General features: G+C 53.2%; 14 protein-coding genes. 7 read left to right on the top strand and 7 right to left on the bottom strand.

Features of this window, described 5'->3' with window-relative positions:
• Window positions 1-68: 68 nt before the first annotated feature.
• Window positions 69-1,889 (bottom strand): M3 family oligoendopeptidase, encoded by a 1,821-nt coding sequence (locus IXB28_RS02125; RefSeq protein ID WP_215616902.1) that lies wholly within the window; start codon window positions 1,887-1,889, stop codon window positions 69-71.
• A 51-nt stretch (window positions 1,890-1,940) separates the two neighbouring features.
• Between IXB28_RS02125 and IXB28_RS02120 the strand changes: the two genes are divergently transcribed.
• Window positions 1,941-2,849 carry an SDR family oxidoreductase gene (locus IXB28_RS02120; protein WP_215616901.1) on the top strand — a complete coding sequence of 303 codons (909 nt, stop codon included), beginning with the start codon at window positions 1,941-1,943 and terminating at the stop codon, window positions 2,847-2,849.
• A 162-nt stretch (window positions 2,850-3,011) separates the two neighbouring features.
• On the opposite strand, the gene IXB28_RS02115 is transcribed toward IXB28_RS02120, so the two are convergent.
• Together IXB28_RS02115 and IXB28_RS02110 are read right to left on the bottom strand one after the other, a co-directional pair.
• On the bottom strand, window positions 3,012-3,302 hold the full coding sequence (locus tag IXB28_RS02115) for a hypothetical protein (protein WP_215616900.1): 291 nt from the start codon (window positions 3,300-3,302) through the stop codon (window positions 3,012-3,014).
• A 327-nt stretch (window positions 3,303-3,629) separates the two neighbouring features.
• A complete protein-coding gene (locus tag IXB28_RS02110; protein WP_215616899.1) occupies window positions 3,630-5,246 on the bottom strand; it encodes a hypothetical protein in 1,617 nt (538 codons plus the stop codon).
• A gap of 237 nt (window positions 5,247-5,483) precedes the next feature.
• On the opposite strand from IXB28_RS02110, the gene uvrB reads away from it, so the two are divergent.
• Complete coding sequence (gene uvrB, locus IXB28_RS02105; protein ID WP_215616898.1) at window positions 5,484-7,496, top strand: excinuclease ABC subunit UvrB; 2,013 nt, start codon at window positions 5,484-5,486, stop codon at window positions 7,494-7,496.
• 35 nt (window positions 7,497-7,531) lie between these two features.
• Here uvrB and IXB28_RS02100 read toward each other — a convergent pair whose 3' ends face one another.
• Together IXB28_RS02100 and IXB28_RS02095 are read right to left on the bottom strand one after the other, a co-directional pair.
• The gene (locus IXB28_RS02100) at window positions 7,532-8,563 is read right to left on the bottom strand and encodes a hypothetical protein (protein WP_215616897.1); all 1,032 of its coding nucleotides are present in this window, start codon (window positions 8,561-8,563) and stop codon (window positions 7,532-7,534) included.
• A gap of 268 nt (window positions 8,564-8,831) precedes the next feature.
• Complete coding sequence (locus IXB28_RS02095; protein WP_215616896.1) at window positions 8,832-9,926, bottom strand: ABC transporter ATP-binding protein; 1,095 nt, start codon at window positions 9,924-9,926, stop codon at window positions 8,832-8,834.
• Between the two features lie 103 nt (window positions 9,927-10,029).
• Here IXB28_RS02095 and IXB28_RS02090 point away from each other — a divergent pair, with 103 nt between their 5' ends.
• Window positions 10,030-10,773 carry a TspO/MBR family protein gene (locus IXB28_RS02090; RefSeq protein WP_215616895.1) on the top strand — a complete coding sequence of 248 codons (744 nt, stop codon included), beginning with the start codon at window positions 10,030-10,032 and terminating at the stop codon, window positions 10,771-10,773.
• A gap of 26 nt (window positions 10,774-10,799) precedes the next feature.
• Here the strand turns inward: IXB28_RS02090 and IXB28_RS02085 are convergent, their stop codons facing one another.
• Entirely contained in the window at window positions 10,800-12,089 is a 1,290-nt protein-coding gene (locus IXB28_RS02085) for a recombinase family protein (RefSeq protein ID WP_215616894.1), read from the bottom strand.
• A 147-nt stretch (window positions 12,090-12,236) separates the two neighbouring features.
• On the opposite strand from IXB28_RS02085, the gene IXB28_RS02080 reads away from it, so the two are divergent.
• The 3 genes from IXB28_RS02080 (at window position 12,237) to IXB28_RS02070 (ending at window position 14,604) form a co-directional block, all read left to right on the top strand.
• Window positions 12,237-13,058: a lysozyme inhibitor LprI family protein gene (locus IXB28_RS02080; protein WP_215616893.1), complete on the top strand. Its 822-nt coding sequence runs from the start codon at window positions 12,237-12,239 to the stop codon at window positions 13,056-13,058.
• Window positions 13,059-13,296: 238 nt separating this feature from the next.
• Window positions 13,297-14,205 carry an alpha/beta hydrolase gene (locus IXB28_RS02075; RefSeq protein WP_216862939.1) on the top strand — a complete coding sequence of 303 codons (909 nt, stop codon included), beginning with the start codon at window positions 13,297-13,299 and terminating at the stop codon, window positions 14,203-14,205.
• Between the two features lie 57 nt (window positions 14,206-14,262).
• Complete coding sequence (locus IXB28_RS02070) at window positions 14,263-14,604, top strand: carbon dioxide-concentrating mechanism protein CcmK (protein WP_215616892.1); 342 nt, start codon at window positions 14,263-14,265, stop codon at window positions 14,602-14,604.
• 50 nt (window positions 14,605-14,654) lie between these two features.
• On the opposite strand, the gene IXB28_RS02065 is transcribed toward IXB28_RS02070, so the two are convergent.
• Window positions 14,655-15,218, bottom strand: a complete 564-nt coding sequence (locus IXB28_RS02065; RefSeq protein ID WP_215616891.1) for a hypothetical protein — start codon at window positions 15,216-15,218, stop codon at window positions 14,655-14,657.
• Window positions 15,219-15,351: 133 nt separating this feature from the next.
• On the opposite strand from IXB28_RS02065, the gene bchD reads away from it, so the two are divergent.
• Window positions 15,352-17,406: a magnesium chelatase ATPase subunit D gene (gene bchD / locus IXB28_RS02060; protein ID WP_215616890.1), complete on the top strand. Its 2,055-nt coding sequence runs from the start codon at window positions 15,352-15,354 to the stop codon at window positions 17,404-17,406.
• The last annotated feature ends 226 nt before the right edge of the window (window positions 17,407-17,632 follow it).

The raw sequence follows: 17,632 nt of genomic DNA, 5'->3' as shown, positions 1-17,632 counted from the left end.
GTTGTAGTCTATACCGCCCGGGCGAGTAGGCTTAACTAGGTTAACGTCATTGGGTACCTGCCAAGACGCTAAGCTGTTGCCAATTGTTCGAACTGCGTAACACTTCTTTCTACAATGCCCAGGCTAGCCTGCCAAAATTCTGGCGTGGAAATGTCTTGGCCCAAATGGTGTGCCACGAGTTCTTCCGCCGTCATGCTGCCCGTATCGCGCAAAATGGAGGTATAAAGCGCGTTAAACCCCTCACCATACTTGGCTTGTTGAGCATAAATGCCTAGGCTGAAGAGATAGCCAAACAAATAGGGGTAGTTGTAAAACCCAAGTTGGGATATGGAAAAATGCAGCTTGGTCGCCCAGAACATGTCGTCATATTCCGAGAGGCTATCTTCGTACCAATGGGCCCAGCTCTCCGCCATCATGGTTTTCAGTTTTGGGGCGATGGCCACCCCGTGTTTACGGGCTTCCACCAGACGTTTTTCAAATTCAAACCGGGCTGGAATATTTAATAAAAAGACCGCTGCACTTTCCGCATCTTGCCAGAGAATGTTGAGTTTTTCCGCCGGTGTGTTGGCCTGGTCCAATAGGGCTTCTCGCACCAGGGTTTCCGCAAAGATGCTGGCGGTTTCTGCCAGGGTCATGGGGTAATAGGTGCGCATGGGGGGTAGATCGCGCATCACCCAGTTGTGCCAGGCATGGCCCAGTTCATGGGCCAGGGTCATGACATTGCCCATGGTGCCTGAAAAGGTCATAAAAATCCTTGGCTCGCGCGGGTCTGAAAAGCGGGTGCAATAGGCTCCAGTGGCTCGATTGGGGGTGGGTTGGCCATCAATCCAGCCTTTTTCGGCCATCATCACCGCAAACTTGCCCATGGCTGGGGTGAGTTTGGTAAAAGCGTTGGCAATTAGATCAATGGCAGCTTCAAAGGTAAATGTGGTGGGCTCACCGTTGGTGGGGGCGGGGGCCTGGAGGTCCCAGGGGGCCATTTTGGGAATTTGGAGCACCTGTGCCATGGCCTGTAGGGCTCGTTGGCCAATGGCGCGCTGGTCATAGGTGGTGTCCATCAACGCATCCAGGGTGGCCCGTTCAATCCGACTCTGGTGGCAGCTCTTATCGAGATAGTGCAGTTCGCGTACGCCAGCCCGTTTCTGGGTTTCTTCTAAGCGCCAGCCATTGATGGCATTGATAATAGCGGTGGCCGTTGCCTGATGACCAATCCAGGCATTGCGGGTGCCTTGCCATGCCGCCCGTCGAGTTTCCCGTTGGGGATCACTTTGTAGGTTAGCCGCCCGTGCCAACCCCATGGTTTCTCCATTGACCTCGCACTTGATCGTGCCCGCTAGGGTTGTGTAGAGGTTGCCCCAGCTATGGAGACCGTTGGTGGCGAGGCCGGTGACCAGACTCTCTTCAGCCACGCTCAACAGTTGGTCGCGCAGTTTGCGCTGGTGGGTGAGCAAAAATGCCATTTCTGCCAGGTCTGTGTGGGCAATTAGATGGTCAATAAACTCAGGCGTTGCTCGATTGAGAAAAACCTCCATGGGTTTGAGGGCCTGGTTGAGTTCTGCCCCCACTTGTTGAATGGTGGGCATCAAGCTACTGGCGTTGGTGTCTTTGGCATCGACACTGAGGGCTGAGGAAATGTAAGTGCGCACATTGCCCAGTTTTTTGAGCAGGGCGGTGCGGGTTTGGTGGATCCCTCGGACCCTTGCTAGCAGCGGGGGAAAGTCGTCGGTTCCTAAGGTCTCTGCCTGGTCGATATGTTGCCCGAACGGGGCGCAGTCTGCGGCAATGTGTTGGATAGTCTCGCGGATTTCGTTCAGGGTTGTGGTGAGGTGGGGATCGTTGGTTCCTTGAAAGAAATTTTGGTTATCCCAGGTTTGTTGTAGCTGTGCCATGGTGGGTGGCCTTGGTGGGGTGGGTTTTTATTGTAGTCAGCCAGGTTAGCCATGGCTAGTCAGGGGGCAGCCGGTGGCCGCTCGCTTTTCCCAATTGCTGTAGACTGTGGGCGCAACGCTATATTTTTTGCGATCGCAGTGTCTACTATTCAACGCATATTAATTACCGGTTCCACGGGTGGGGTGGGGCAGTTGGCGGTGGCCTATGCTCTCAAGCAGGGATATACCGTCCGGGCATTGACGCGCAATGTAGCCAAAGCCCGTCCCCTGTTCGATCAGCGGGTCGAATTAGTCACCGCTGACCTGCGGCTGCCCGACACCTTGCCCGCCGTGGTCGCCGATATGGACGCCGTCCTCTGCTGCAGCGGCACCACCGCCTTTCCCTCCGACAAATGGCAGGTCGATTTACCCGATCAGCCTTGGGAACAGGCCTTCACCTGGAGTCGCGTTCTCTTCGATGCTGACTATCGCCAGATGTATGCCAAAAACTCTCCCATGGTGGCGGATGGTCAGGGCGTCACTAATCTGATTCATGCGGCAAAACAATCCAATGCTCAACGGTTTGTTTTTGTCTCTTCCCTAGGTGTAGAACGCAAACAACAGTTTCCCTTTTCGGTCCTAAATACCTATGGGGTGCTAGACGCCAAAGCAGTGGCCGAAACTACTTTACGCAGCTCGGGGCTGAGCTATACCATTGTGCGGCCAGGTCGCCTGATTGATGGTCCCTACACATCCTATGACCTCAATACCTTGATCAAGGCTTCCACAGATGGCAAACAAGCTGTGGTGTTGGGCAGTGGCGATCGTCTGTTGGGCCAAACGAGCCGTAAGGATGTAGCCGCTGCCTGCGTAGAATCGTTAGGTGACGGTGCCACCGTCGGCAAGGTATTTGAAATCATTAATCAGGGCAAACGTCCAGCAACCCTTGATTGGTCGCAGCTATTTGCCACGCTCCAGTAAAAAAGCCTGGGCCAACAATCCTGTAAAAATGTTGGGGCCGTTGACCTATGGCCTGCTGGCCACTACTACATGCTGGCCACTACGCAAAAATGGCCACTACGCAAAAATGGCGACCTACGGCTTATTGCCTCGATGGAGTCATCCTCTACCGTGGCATATTGTTCAGGCTTCCACATCGATTTGAGGGTGAGCGACGTGGGTCTGTTGCGACATATCCTCATCTTCTAAGGTCTGGTTTTTTCGCTTACCGCTGTCTTTGCGATGGATTTTTCGTGTCGTGGGCATCATCGGTGGTTTAGCCGCCGGAGCCATAATTTGAGTGACCGCCTGGGCCAGACTCAGTAACAGCATGTGGGTAAACAGCAATAACGATAGCTGTTTAGATAGGAGACGATGGGGAGTCGGGGACGGATTAGAGTCTGAAGAGGGGACGTCTGATGGCTGAGACGACATACTTCCTATTAATCTGTAGGGAAACAGTTTTGCAGTGCTGAAAGTAAAATCTTCCCAGGGTAAGTGCGTGGGCTATGCCCATCACCAGAGGTTAACGCCTCTGATCAGGTAACCGCTGGGGTGAAGTGGGTGAGTTAATTAGGCCATGTCGGAACGAGCGCTCCGACATGGCAAACTGCATCTGTTGAGATGTTGTCACCAATCATAAAATATGAATGGGTTGTCAGATCCCGTCCTATGCAAATACAGCATCTCTTAGATGATAATTAAGCATTATGGCCTATATTCGCCCCTGCTTTAGCGCCGGGTGAAACTCTCGCGGGGCCGCTATTTTGTGGCTTGTTTTAGCTCCGCCAGAATATCATCGGTGGGGTTAGGATCATCTGAGGGCTGGGGGGGCTCCACGGGGGTGACGGTGACCCAGGGGGCAAGATCCTCGGCATCAACCCAGGCAGAATAGTAGGTGAGTTCAGTGCTGTCTTCGGTGATGCTCACGAGCTCAAAGTCTCCTCGCATGGTGAGCCAGTCGGCCACATAGTTGGCGTCATCACCGGCACTAATGCCGTTTGGCCCGCCACCGACATAGTTAAGGGCTACCTGGTCCCAATGGCGGGTAAACCGGTGACCATTCCAGCTCCAGTCTCGTCCGGGCCACCAAAAATAGCCATCCTCAGGGTTGTCGTCTGGCCCCGCATAATAGTCGGCCCCCTGGTCGACGGTGGTGGTAATGCCGGGGGCATACTTCACTTCATACCGTAGGATATTGTCTATTGTAGTAACCTCTTGATCCGCCACCCATAATATTTCTGCTGGGGCCGCTTGGTCGGTCTGTTCTGTGGGGGTATCCGCCAGTAGGCTGGGATACAGTGCCTGCCCGGCGGGCGTATCAGCCATGGTGGTAAATTGCCAGCAGGTCCAGGCTTCATTGTTGTTGGCTGCGGCCCCGTCGATTTCACAAATGCCGCTGCCGGAGGCCACCCAGAGCTGTTGGTCCACCGTCCATAGGCGAGTGGGAATCGCCCCCACCAAGGGGCTATTTTCAACGGTGTGGGTTGCGGTGGCATTTTGGGCTGGTTGGTAGGCGACTAAGCCCTGGGCGGGGAGGTATGGATTGCCCTCGCCGGAATATTGGGTGCCTAGCCAGAGGGTGGCATTGTGCCCATTGCCCGTAATGGCTAAATCATTAATTTGAGTGCTGTTTAAGGCCGTCGGTTGCCACACCTTAATTTCATCGGTTGCAGGTTGATATTGGACGAGGGTCGTAATGCCACTGGCCCCTTCCCCCTGTTCAAAGCCAATTGCCCACCATAGGGAGTCTGCGGTGGCGAGGGCACGGCTAACATGGGGCACTCCGGCGGAGGCGCCTAACTCGCGCTCGATGATATCGCCATTGGTGTAGAGTACGGTGCTGCTGGGCTGGGTTGTGCCAGGTTTGATCAGTTCAAAGACGACTTGCTCTAGATTGTTTTCAGCGTTGTTGGGGTTGTCTAACCAAGCCGCATCGAGGCGCACACGGGCTTCGTAGGTGTCTCCTCCAGGTTGGTTGATGGGGGCATACTCTGGATTGCTGAGGTTTTCGTAATAGGCGTCGTAATCTTCTTCGGTCTGGCGCCGGGGGGCAACCGTGTCTATGCCCCAGGTGCGATCGCGTTTGCAGAAGGTAAAACTGTAGCGATTGCCGGCAAATGTGAGGGTGTCTTCGGTTTCGGTGACCGTTGTGGGCCGAAAGTCAAATTGTTCGAAGGGCAGTTCATTCTCCGTGGCGGGCCGTAGCGGCACCTGCTGGGCCATGGGGGCACAACGGCTGGGCTCACTTTCGACGGCGACTGGGGTTGCTGTCGATGATGTATCCGGCCTAGCGGCTGTGTCCTGGGCCGTTTGGTTGAGCCCACAGGCACTTAGTGCGATCGCACACCCGATCCATCCCCAACGCCGAATTTTCATCCCTAGCACCTCCGTTACCCAATATTTTAGTCAGCGAGAACATCACCTTTAATTCCTAGGGTAGCGAGTTCTAGCCAGAGCAAAGGGCCTGGGGCCCACCTATGCAACTGGCATGGTGACGTCGGCGCTTTGGTCCCTCTTTCACCCCTCAAAGTATGCCGGGTCACGACAATCCTGTGCAGATTTTGAACATTACTTTTAAGATCATAGGGACCCTAGCCATCACCCGGTTGCTCCATGAAAGATTTTGATATTCAAGCTCCTTTTGACCCCAAGGGTGACCAGCCTAAGGCCATTGCCGGCCTACTGGACTATTTGCAGGCTGGGGCGCAGTACCAGACATTGCTCGGAGCCACCGGTACGGGCAAAACCCATACGGTGGCAAGGGTCATTGACCAAATAGGGCGGCCCACCTTGGTGTTGGCCCACAATAAAACCCTGGCGGCCCAGCTATGCAATGAGCTGCGGGAGTTTTTCCCCGACAATGCGGTGGAATATTTTATTAGCTATTACGACTACTATCAGCCAGAGGCCTATATTCCCGTTACCGACACCTACATTGCAAAGACCGCATCGATTAATGAAGAAATCGATATGCTGCGACATTCGGCCACCCGTTCCCTGTTCGAACGGCGGGATGTGATTGTTGTTGCCTCCATTAGCTGCATCTACGGTTTAGGCATTCCGACGGAATATCTCAAGGCGTCTATTCCCCTGCGGGTGGGCATGGAGCTAAATCAACGGCAGGTGCTACGAGATCTGGCCTCGGTGCAGTATACCCGCAACGATATTGACCTGGGGCGGGGCCGCTTTCGGGTCAAGGGCGATGTGTTAGAGATTGGCCCTGCCTACGAAGACCGCATCATCCGGGTGGAATTCTTTGGGGATGAGATCGATGCCATTCGCTATGTGGATCCGGTGACGGGGGCCACCCTGCAAAGTATGGACGCCCTCAATATTTACCCTGCCCGCCACTTTGTCACCCCCGACGACAAGTTAGAATCTGCCTGCAATGGCATTCAAGAAGAACTCAGAACCCAGCTAGAATTGCTGGAAAAAGAAGGCAAGCTTTTGGAAGCGCAGCGGCTGGAACAGCGCACTAAGTATGACCTGGAGATGTTGCGAGAGGTGGGCTACTGCAACGGCGTGGAAAACTATTCACGCCATCTGGCGGGTCGTTTAGCCGGGGCACCACCGGAGTGTCTCTTGGATTATTTTCCTGAAGATTGGCTCTTGGTGATTGACGAGTCCCATGTCACCATTCCCCAGCTGCGGGGTATGTATAACGGCGACCAGGCCCGCAAAAAGGTGTTGATTGACCATGGTTTTCGCTTGCCCAGTGCGGCGGATAATCGTCCCCTCAAGGCAGATGAGTTTTGGCATAAGGTCAAGAACTGCATTTTTGTTTCCGCCACACCGGGGGAATGGGAATTAGAAATTTCTGAAGACCGGGTGGTAGAACAGATTATTCGTCCCACCGGGGTATTAGACCCTGAGATTTTTGTGCGGCCCACCACCGGCCAAGTGGACGATCTGTTGGGTGAAATTAGAGATCGGGTGGAGCGCGACGAGCGGACGTTGGTCACCACGTTGACTAAACGTATGGCCGAAGACCTCACCGAATACTTTGATGAGCACGGGGTCAGGGTGCGCTATCTCCATTCCGAAATTCACTCCATTGAGCGGATTGAGATTATTCAAGATCTGCGCAATGGCAACTTTGATGTGCTGGTGGGTGTGAACCTTTTGCGAGAAGGTCTGGACCTACCGGAAGTCTCTTTGGTGGCAATTCTGGATGCGGATAAGGAAGGGTTTTTGCGGGCAGAGCGGTCGCTGATTCAGACCATGGGCCGGGCGGCGCGCCATGTGCAGGGCAAGGCCATTCTCTATGCGGATAATCTGACCGACAGTATGGCGAAAGCCATTGATGAGACGGAACGTCGCCGTGTGATTCAGCATGCCTACAATGAGAAGCATGGGATTGAGCCGAAGCCCATTATTCGCCGCAAGAGCAATGCCATTTTGTCGTTCTTGGAAGTGTCCCGTCGACTCAATGCCCAAGAATTAGAAGAAGTCTATGAACACAGCGACGATCTGCCACTGGAGGATATTCCTGAACTGATTGGTCAGTTAGAAAAACAAATGAAGGCGGCAGCGAAAGAACTGGATTTTGAAGAAGCGGCCAAATTCCGCGATCGCATCAAACATTTGCGAGAAAAACTTTTGGGCAAGCGCACACCGGCGGATTAGCCCCTAGGCCCCCAGGTCCCAAGGTCCTTATACCCCTAGGCCTTGATGGGATGCTGATCGCGTGTGTAATAGCGATAGATAGACACCAGCATCACCTTCAACGCTCGATTGATGCCATCGGATGTTTCTAAGCAGTGGGCCAAAATGGTGAGCTTGCTTTCAAAATCGCTGTAGGAGTTGCAATAGTCGAAGGTTTCTTCTAAGAGATCCCTCAGCGTTTTGGTTTGTAAAATCTGTCGCTGTAGGGGGCTGTTGGCATAGGGGCCATACAAAATGGAATACAGCAGAATTCTTACTTGATGGGTGTCGCACTTGTCTGCCAGTTCTTGCTCGAGCATGGTGAGGCTGTCGGGGGTGGTGACCACCGAGGTAGCCCCTAGGGCATAGAGGGGGCGAAAGGCGCGCAAAATTTGGCGCGCAATCAGCTGAGCCTTGGCTGGGGATGACTGATGTCGAGTAATTTCGAGTAAATTTTGCTTGAGCTGTAGGGGGGTGGGCGATTGGCGATGGGCTAGCTGCACCAGGCTCAGCAGGTCGCTGCTGGCGGTATCTGCAATTTGGCCAGGCTTTTGCCCCAGATACCCCAGAAAGGTTCTGATAACTTCGAGATTACTGGCCTTGGATAGGGTGTCGATGACCGGCTGATAAAAATCAGATTTAGCGCGCTTTTGGACGGAGGCTGACAAGTTTGCAGCCTGCTGATCCATGGAGGCCTTATGGGCTTCCTGTGCTACAAAAACGGCGCGTATGTAATATAAAATGGTGTCTGCGATCGCAATGTAGAGCTTCTTACGATTGAGACTGTTCGCCTTTTTGTGTAAAGTAATGCGGCACTGCTGCAGTGTGGAATAGCGCCCTAATAAAACACTGACTAAGGAATGCACTGAGACTGTGTTAAGCACAGAACTTTCATTTTCCCAGGTCCCATAGCAAACACTAAACAAGAGCTTTTTGATACGTAGATGCTGGGAGTGCTGCATTAGACTATCCACCGCCTGTTCTATAGCATCTTGCTTTTTGGCAAACATCGGTTGAGGATAGTCAGTCGGAAGACCGTCGGAGGACATGGTGCTTAGCGGAATATTCGCTTCTGTTAACCTTGACTAATATTCACATCTTAGAACTAAATTGGTCACTTCAGTTCACTGACTCTTTACTGGAGTCCGGAATTTAATCTATTTAGATATTAATAACTTTACAATTGGGCGCATTCACGCACAAAAATATAAAGTTCTTTAGATACGTTAGGCGCGGTGTGCTAAGGATTCAAGCGATGAAATACGGTTGCAAAAAAAGTGTACTTAAGTCAGTGCCCACGTTTTGTCCGTGAAATTGCTAGATTGCTTGCTGGGTGTCCGGGTCAAATAGATGGATGCGATCGCTGTCAATCTGTAGATTTATCGTTTCTCCAGGGGTTAAGTTGGCCCGAGGATCGAGTCTGGCGACGATTTCCTCTTCGCGGCTGAGGGCGGCGTACACAATGCGTTCGTGCCCCATGGTTTCGACCACAGAAACCTCCGCTTGAATGTCGTGGCCCGCAATGCCCGGTGGTAAATAGTTGGGATGGTAGATACTTTCAGGCCGAATCCCCAGGATGACGGGCCGATCGATGTAGGCTTCCAGGTTATGGCGCTTGAGTGGCAGGCTAAAGCGGCTGGTTTTTACGATGGGCTGATGGTCGTGGCTGTGGAGGGTGGCCTCTAAAAAGTTCATGGATGGGCTGCCGAGGAACCCTGCTACAAAAATATTGTTCGGTTGCTCGTAGATGGTTTGGGGGGTGTCGATCTGCTGCAAAATTCCCTGATTCATGATGGCGATGCGACTGCCCATGGTCATGGCTTCCACCTGGTCGTGGGTGACATAGATAAAGGTGGTACCCAGCCGTTTGTGCAGTTTATTGAGCTCTGCCCGGGCTTGGACCCTGAGCTTTGCATCCAAATTGGAGAGGGGTTCATCCATCAGGAAGGCCGATGGATTGCGGACAATGGCGCGGCCCACGGCGACCCGCTGGCGTTGTCCGCCGGACAGCTGTTTGGGTTTGCGGTCCAGCAGGGTGTCGATACCCAGTTGTGTCGCGGCTTGCTTCACCCGCTGTTGGATATCGGCCTTGGGCACGCCCTGGAGTTCCAGGCTAAAGGCCATGTTTTCAAAAACGCTCATGTGGGGATATAGGGCGTAGGATTGAAACACCATGGCGATGTCTCGGTCCTTGGGCGGCAGGTCGCTAACGCGCCGATCGTCAATGTATATGTGGCCACTGGTAATGCTCTCTAGGCCAGCCAGCATGCGTAAAGATGTGGTTTTGCCGCAGCCAGAGGGGCCAACCAGGACGAGAAATTCGCGATCGCAAATATCTAAATTAAGATCCTTAACCGCGACGTAACCATTTTCATATTGCTTAGTAACGCGTTCGAACCGCACACTGGCCATGTTGATTTTATTTCCCGCTATGCCCTATTTCCAAAATGGTAGCGGCAATCATGATAGATAGTCATGGGAGAATAATGAATGGCAGTGTCCCAACCCCAGACCTATGGCAGAAAAATCAAATCCATTGAATAAGGTAGAACCCCTGGTGAATTCCATCATGGGTGTGCAGACCGAGGACGTAAAGCAGCGGCGGGCGTCTGAAGCTGCCGCCTCTAAAGCTATAGATTGGTCGGCCCTAGGGACCTATGTGGGGGGCACTGCGGTGCAGATGGGGGCAATGATTGCGGCCCTAGGGTTGCTGCAGCTAACGACCCAGGGACTGCCCAGCCGGGTACAGGTGGGCATCGCCATTGTATTTTTCATTCTCGTCTCTATTCGGTCCCGTGTATTTTCGCCCCTGAACAATGCCCGCACCCGTACGACCTACAGCAACGTCAGTCGGCCTGGTTGGGCCCCACCACCCCTAGCTTTTCCCATTATTTGGATGAGCATTGGGGTATTGCGCGTCATTGCGTCCTACCTGGTGTGGCAAGCCCTGGGCCAGTCTTATCTCTCCTTGCCGTTGGTGCTCTTCATGGTCCACTTAGCCTTAGGCGATACCTGGAACACTATTTTTACTGTGGAAGGGCGTTTAGGGGCAGCCGTGCCCATGGTTCTAGTGGGTCCTTTGTTGTCGGCTGTAGTTGTTGTCTTTGCCTATTGGCAAACGGTGGCGTTAGCCGGTCAACTATTGTTGCCCATGGTTATTTGGCTGGGGGTGGCCAGTGCGTTGGTGATTGCCATTTGGCAATTAAACGGTGCGGAACCGATGTATCCGCTCAAGTTAGATGACTCCACCCTGTCCTAAGGGAGAATCACGGCGAGCAGGCTACCTTAAAATGTAAACACTAGTTTGAGACTCCATTCATTGTTGTTGCGGACAATTTGAATGTCGCGGATAAATTCTCTAAAGAAGAAGCGCCGTTCTGTTTCGGACAATCCTTCCCAAAATTGAGGGATGCTCACAGCTTGGGAGAGTTCCTTGAGGTTTACTGGAGGCAGTTGGGCAAGTTGTTGCTTAAGCGTCGCCAGCTCTGTTTGCAGGCCATAGGCCCTTAGGTCTGCGGTGGTCTGGTCCAGGATGCCTTGGGTAATCAACTCGGGTAGCTGGTCCAAGATGGTTTGTTTTGCGGCGATCTTGGTTTCCAACCCAGCTTTTGGGCTCTCGGTGGGTTGGTCCCATTGGGCTACGGCTTTGGGCAGCTCCGCACAGATGGTTTCAATGGTTTCCTTTAGCAGGGTTTCATAGGCGAGGGCTTTGCATTGGTGGGGGCATTGCGTCACCCGCATGTATGTGTAGTCTTGGGTACGGCGGGGGGCACTCACCTTGCTGACGGTGAGTTTGGTTTGGCAGGCCTGACACGTGACCAAGCCCGCTAAAGACCGCTTGGCGCTCGCAGTTTTAGGGGGAAGCGAGCGATTGCGGCGCAACAGGCGATCGATTTGGGCCGCTTCTTCTTCGGCCAATAAAGCGCGATGGGTGCCCAGCACGATGCCACCATCCCCATAGCGGGTGTGGCCTCGATAAATCGGATGCTCTAGCCATCGCCTACCGGTGGAGACAGAAATTTTTTTGCCATACTGCTTAGCAATGTGGCGTACGGCCCCCCTAAGTGAGCCATACAGGATGAACTGCTCAAAAAATGTTTTAAGGATGGGGGCTGTTGTGCGGTCGATGATATATCCCTGCTTCCCACGGCGATAGCCATAGGGCGCTTTCCCTGGGGGCGGTAACGCTTTGAGCCGATTGGCGGCATGCCCTCGCCGCATGCGTCGCCGCTGATGTGCGGTGGCCACGTCTGCCAGCACCGTTGGCAATAGCTGCTTAGATTGTTCTCCTGTGGCTGTTTGGTAGCTCTGTTCTATGGCAATGACTACGGTGCCTGCTGCCTCTATTTGGCCCAGATGTTCTGTGACACTTTTTAAACAATCGCCCAGTTCATCCAAGCGACGTACCAATAGGTAGTCAGGGGCTGGAACCTTCTTTAGCAGGGCATCTAGCTGTGGTCGCTGTGGTCCTATGGCCCAATCGTGATAAATATGATCAATCTCCCAACCCCAGAGATTGTCGTCGGTTGGGGTCTCTAGCTGGGGGTCGGTGTACAGGTATGCGGCGATGTGCACAGAGATGGCATACTTTAGCTGGCTTATTTGCCAATCTACAGCTTGTAGGTGGCTTATCGGCAGAAAGGCTGATTTATCTTTAGAATTTCCACGGCTCAGCAGCCGTACGCTAAACTCCAAGAGTGCATGCTGGGGGCCTACAACAAAATGCAAAAATTAATATCTCAAGTACTTTGTTTGAGTGTGTTGCCGGTGCTTGTCGGCTGTGTAACCTCCAATCCTTCAGTGGAACCGGCGGAATCTTTGGCTACTGAGTCTGAGGTGGTTGATGTTTTGGCGGCCTCTGAACAGCCTGGGGATAGTGCTGCCACGGAGGCAGAAGACTCTTCAGTGGAAGATGTCTCTAGTGAACCTGTCGTTCAGGCAGCTCCAGCTTCGGCGGCACCTGAAACCGCTACCCCGTCCCCTGTGTCTCTGGTTAAGCAAGACTGTGGGCAGTTAGAAACGCAACAGGCTATGAACCAGTGTGCTGCGGATAATTATAAGGTGGCTGACAAAGAGCTAAATGAGGTCTACCAGCAGGTCCGTCAGGGGTTGGAAGATGAGTTCGCGAAAAAGCAGCTGACGGATGCCGAGGGGCGCTGGATTACTTTTCGGGATGCCCAGTGTGCCTTTGAAAGTTCCTACCTTGAGGGAGGGTCCATGGCTCCCTTGATTCAGTCGAGCTGTCTGGAACAGATTACGGACAATCGTACGGCTGAACTGAAACAAACGCCGGGGCCGGGAATCAATTTTGTGACGGCAGATACCCAGCTAAATCAGGTTTATGGGGCGGTGAAGTCTTTGACCCAAGAGGATCAAACTCAGGCTTTGATTGATGTGCAGCTGAACTGGCTAGACTATCGTGATGCCCATTGTGAGTATGAGTCTAGTTTGCCATCCGGGTTAAATATTGAGAACTGTTTGGCTTCGCTGACCGAGACGCGCGTATGGCAGCTGCAAGCTATTAGGAATAGTTGGTCTTTTTAGCGCGGTCGGACCTTGACCGAGACTATTGTCGTTAGGTGCAGCCATTGGGGGCAATCATGCTGATGATCGGCTGATGGGTCAGCATGGCTTAGGGCAAAGTGCCGTTGGCGCTTTGGCGGATACAATGAGCTGCCAAGTGGGCTAATAACCTGGATGGGACCCATAAAATCATTCCGAGGGTCAGAAACGCTAGAAGATATATCTAGGGAAATTATCTATCCAGGTAGTGATCGTTTGCATGCCAATAAATTTTCATCAGGGATTGTTGACTATTGCCCTTGCGGCGGCTGGCGTCTACGGCACGCTTTGTGTGGGGCTATATCTAACCCAGACCCGTTCTATTTTTAAACCTGTGGCGACTTTGACCCAAACCCCTGGGGCTTTGGGGGTGGACTATGAAGAGGTGTGGATTGATGCTGCGGGTAAAAAGGCGTCTCCACATCAAGGGATGCATGGTTGGTGGTTGCCTAGATTAGCTGGCCCCCTGGCGGAGCTGTCCCTAACGTTGCTATATCTCCATGGCAATAGCGAAAATATTGGGGCGAATCTCACCCACGCTCATCGCTATCAGCGCATGGGGTTTGATGTGCTGCTGGTGGATTATCGCGGGTATGGCCTCAGTGCGGGGCCCTTTCCTAACGAAAGGCGGGTGTATGAGGATGCGATCGCAGCCTATCGTTATCTGCTCGAAACCCAGCAAATTTTGCCCCAACAGCTTTGGTTCTTTGGCCATTCCCTGGGGGGCGCCATTGCCATTGAGCTGGCGAGTCAGCAATTGGCGGCTGGGCTGATTGTCCAAAGCAGCTTTAGTTCCATGCTCGATGTCATTGATCTCACCGGTCAATATGACTGGGCACCTGTGAATTGGATTTTGACCCAGCGCTTTGACTCAATGGCGAAAGTCCCTAGTTTGACCATGCCGGTGCTCTACATCCATGGCGTAGACGACGACACCACGGCGGCTAGCATGACCCAAATGCTCTACGGCGCATCGCCCGCACCAAAGCAGCTTTGGCTGGTGCCAGGGGCAGGGCACAACAACGTGGCAGATACGGCTGGAGCTGAATACTTTACAAAGGTTGAAACGTTTGTTCAGCAAACGCAACCCACCTTTTCTATTCAACCCCCCGCGTCTCCCGTAGAATAGACGTTGGAGTTATAAATCAAAATAGCCAATCTTGGCTCGTAGTTAAGGAGAACGGCAATGCCTGAGGCAGTAGGATCGCTAGAGACAAAAGGGTTTCCGCCCGTACTAGCCGCCGCAGACGCGATGGTCAAAGCAGGACGAGTCACACTGGTTAATTACATTCGTGCAGGTAGCGCCCGGTTTTGTATCAATATTCGTGGCGATGTATCCGAGGTTAAAGCGGCCATGGCTGCCGGCGTAGAAGCTGCTGAAAATGCCTACGGTGGTGTTTTGGAGACGTGGGTGATTATCCCCCGTCCCCATGAAAACGTAGTGGCCGTCCTACCCATCGACTTTAGTGAAGATGTGCAGCGTTTTCGCAATGCTGTGGAGCAGCCGATTTTGCCTGGTCGTCGTTAAGGGGCCAATACTTAAAAAAAATAAGCGGACGGGTGGGGAACGCAGTGTCTTCACCCGTTTTTCGTGGCTTCCGGTTCCCATAGACACACGGCATAGCCCTTGGCTGTGGCTGCGATCGCGCTTTCGTTGCCCCGTCGGGTGAATTTAGCCGCCAGTTTAAGGGCTGCAATTGCCCCTAACCCTGGTTGATAAACGCTATAAAAGCGATTGTCATGGTGTACCGCAATGATGGGCTCGGCCAGCTCGGGTACCTGCACATAGCACTGCTGATATTGGGTGGCGTCTCCCAGCATGAGGCATTTGGCTGGGCCATGGGTCGGCCAAGCATGGTGGGACTGCTTGCGGGGGCCTTTAAATGCGAGGGCCTCTAGCTCTAAAGCCCACATTGTATAGTTGCTCTTTTGCCGGGTCAGGGCCAACACTTCCCCCTGGTGTTTCGAGAGTTTTTCCAGGGCTTGCACCACAGTGTCTGCATCTTTAAACCGCCGAAACAGACTGTAGTACTGGCTGTCTATTTCAATGGCGGATAGTTTTACCTCCACATCTGGCACTTTGATCTGGCAGGTATTGTACTGGCCTTTATAGGTCAGCAGCTTACAAGCGACAACGGTCATCAGGAACTCACAGGATAATTTTAAATTCTAAAGGTTGAACATCCGCCTTTCACCCCGAAGGTGGCCGATTTTCATGGGGTCGATTGCTGAAGCACAGTGATAAAGTAACTATTACGTTGACTACAAATAAAAGATGCAGGCCCTCGCGGATACGCCCACCACATTTCCATTAATGGCTGTTGTTGGCCAAGATTCCATCAAACTTGCTCTGTTATTAGCGGCGGTGGATCCTGCGTTGGGCGGTGTGGTTATTGCCGGACGTCGGGGAACGGCTAAGTCAGTGTTGGCCCGAGGACTTCACCAGCTGCTGCCTCCCATTGAAGTGATCGATGGCTCCTGTGCCAACGTGGATCCTACTAATATGCGCGAGTGGGATGATGCCACGCTGGAGCGTTTTGGTGAGTGCCCGGATGATGTGACTAACCTTGACGATTTACCGACCAAGGTCGTTCCCTCGCCGTTTATTCAGATTCCTTTGGGGGTAACGGAAGATCGCTTGCTCGGGTCGGTGGATGTGGCTAAGTCCATTCAAACGGGGGAATCGGTATTTCAACCGGGGCTGTTGGCAGAAGCCAATCGGGGCGTGCTTTATGTGGATGAAGTCAATCTGCTGGACGATCAGATTTCCAATCTTTTGTTAGGGACCCTGACCGAAGGCCGCAACCAAATTGAACGGGAAGGCATTAGTTTTCAACACCCTTGTAAGCCATTGCTAGTGGCGACTTACAACCCAGAAGAAGGGATGCTACGGCAGCATTTGTTAGATCGCATTGCGATCGCCCTTTCCGCCGATCGTGCCCTCACCATGGACGAGCGGGTGGAGGCCACGGGCCAAGCTACGAACTACGCGGATGATCCGATGGGCTTCTTAGCTGGCTATGTAGAAGACATTGATAATCTTAAAACCCAAATTATCCTGGCCCGTGAATGGTTAAAGGATGTCGTAATTTCCCCTGACCAGGTGCAGTATCTAGTCACGGAGGCCATCCGCGGTGGGGTGGAAGGTCACCGTGCGGAGCTCTTTGCCGTCCGGGTGGCCAAAGCGAGTGCGGCCCTAGACGGTCGAACCGACATTAATGCCGACGATCTGCGGCGGGCCGTGGAACTGGTGATTATTCCCCGAGCCATCAATATGGACCAACCCCCACCGGAGGATGATCAGCAGCCCCCACCGCCCCCACCGCCAGAAAACCAGCAAGAGGACGAGCAAGACGAGTCCCAAGAGAACGACGACGATAGCGACGATGACGACGACGAGCCCGAAGAGGAGCAAGAAGAAGCGCCCCCTAGCGTGCCCGAAGAGTTTTTGTTTGATCCAGAAGGCGTCGTCTTAGATCCCTCGTTGATGTTGTTTGCCGAAACCATGAGCAAACAGGGCAATTCTGGTAACCAGAGTCTGGTGATTTCGGAAGACCGAGGCCGTTACATTAAGCCGATTTTGCCCCAGGGCCCCGTCCGCCGCATTGCCGTAGATGCCACCTTGCGCGCCGCCGCGCCGTACCAAAAAGCGCGCCGTGCCCGGCAGCCCGATCGCAAGGTCATTGTGGAGCAGGGGGATATTCGAGCTAAACGCCTGGCGCGTAAGGCCGGTTCTTTAATTATTTTTGTTGTGGATGCGTCTGGCTCTATGGCCTTAAACCGGATGCAGTCTGCTAAAGGTGCGGTGCTCAGCTTGTTGACCGACGCCTACCAAAACCGTGACCAGGTGGCCTTGATCCCATTTCGTGGAGAACAGGCGGACGTTTTGTTGCCGCCCACACGGTCCATTACCTCCGCTCGCCGTCGATTAGAAACCATGCCCTGTGGTGGTGGCTCTCCCCTGGCCCACGGACTGAGCCAGGCGGTGCGTGTGGGCGTAAATGCCCAGCAGTCTGGGGATACGGGGAATGTGGTGATTATTGCCATCACCGATGGTCGCGGCAATGTGCCCCTGGCCCGCTCCCTGGGGGAGCCCATGGAAGAGGGGGCAAAGCCTGATATTAAAGCGGAGCTTTTAGATATTGCAGCTCGCATTCGGATGACGGGTTTCCAGCTGTTGATCATTGACACCGAACGTAAATTTGTTTCCACAGGGTTTGGCAAGGAGCTGGCCAACACCGCAGGGGGGAAATACTATCAGCTGCCGAAGGCGACTGATAAAGCCATTGCCAACATGGCCCGTGGTGCGCTGGCGGATTTACAGGGGTAGTCCAAGGGATAACCCGTTGTTGTCCCTGGCTCTTTACGCAAAATTATGGTTGTTGTGAAGACCTGGTAAAGGGGCTGAAATAATCAGAAAAACGCTTGGGAAAGACTTGTCTTTCCCAAGCGTTTTTGTTGACGAATGTTGTCTCTTGTTGATTTATTTTTTGGGGCAAAACATTAGCCAAAGGTCTAGCTGTGGCGTTGAGTCCCTTGGGCTTTTTAGTTTAGTC

The sequence above is a fragment of the Leptothoe kymatousa TAU-MAC 1615 genome (assembly GCF_018739865.1).
GTDB classification, from domain to species: domain Bacteria; phylum Cyanobacteriota; class Cyanobacteriia; order Phormidesmidales; family Phormidesmidaceae; genus Leptothoe; species Leptothoe kymatousa.
Note: the sequence above shows the minus strand (reverse complement) of the source record. Positions and strands in the feature narration are given on the sequence as shown.